The organism is Photobacterium sp. 2_MG-2023 (assembly GCF_030547675.1).
Classification (GTDB): Bacteria; Pseudomonadota; Gammaproteobacteria; order Enterobacterales; family Vibrionaceae; genus Photobacterium; species Photobacterium arenosum.
In genome coordinates this window covers 1-813 of record NZ_JAUOQQ010000060.1, presented here as the reverse complement: position 1 = coordinate 813, position 813 = coordinate 1, and the positions used below count along the sequence as shown (strand labels likewise).

The window sequence follows — 813 nt, the reverse complement described above, 5'->3', positions numbered from 1 at the left end:
TCATCGCCTCTGACTGCCCAGGCATCCACCGTGTACGCTTAGTCACTTAACCATACAACCCCAAGAGGTTTCGTATGTTCAAACAACCAAGGTTGTGTCTCTGACAAAGAGACAATTGGTTTATTCGCCGGACTCATGTTGTCTTCACCGCAGTGAACACAACGAACACAAGACACTTGAATGTGTATTGCTTGAGAACTCTGTTTCTTTCGAAACAGTTTTCATTCAATCGCTAAGATTGAATTTACTAGTCAGCTTTCCAGATTGTTAAAGAGCATGTGAATTATCTTCCGATAACCACTTTCTAAAGGCTTTCAGCATCAGACAATCGATCCAACAACCATTAAGCTATTGAATCTGCGTATCCGTGCAGAAAGTATTTAGAGAGTGGTGGGCGATACCGGGCTCGAACCAGTGACCCCCTCCTTGTAAGGGAGGTGCTCTCCCAACTGAGCTAATCGCCCACGGTATTTTTACATTCCCGTGGCAGGAATGGTGGGTCGTGCAGGATTCGAACCTGCGACCAATTGATTAAAAGTCAACTGCTCTACCAGCTGAGCTAACGACCCATGGCGTCCCATAGGGGAGTCGAACCCCTGTTACCGCCGTGAAAGGGCGGTGTCCTAGGCCTCTAGACGAATGGGACTTTCTAATTCGTACTCACGCTGTTGGGCAGCATGAGTGGCTCTCTACATTTCGACCAGGCAATCTGTGTGGACACTGCATCAACGACACAGTCTTTAGGTAAGGAGGTGATCCAGCCCCAGGTTCCCCTAGGGCTACCTTGTTACGACTTCACCCCAGTCATGAACC

General features: G+C 48.3%; 3 tRNA genes and 1 rRNA gene. All 4 read right to left on the bottom strand.

The features are described 5' to 3' along the window. Window positions 1-388: 388 nt before the first annotated feature. Window positions 389-464, bottom strand: a tRNA-Val gene (locus Q4491_RS21450). Window positions 465-493: 29 nt separating this feature from the next. After that, window positions 494-569: transfer RNA gene (locus Q4491_RS21445), tRNA-Lys, on the bottom strand. A gap of 1 nt (window position 570) precedes the next feature. Next, window positions 571-646 (bottom strand) — tRNA-Glu (locus Q4491_RS21440). 99 nt (window positions 647-745) lie between these two features. Next, window positions 746-813 (bottom strand): 16S ribosomal RNA (locus tag Q4491_RS21435); the annotation flags it as partial.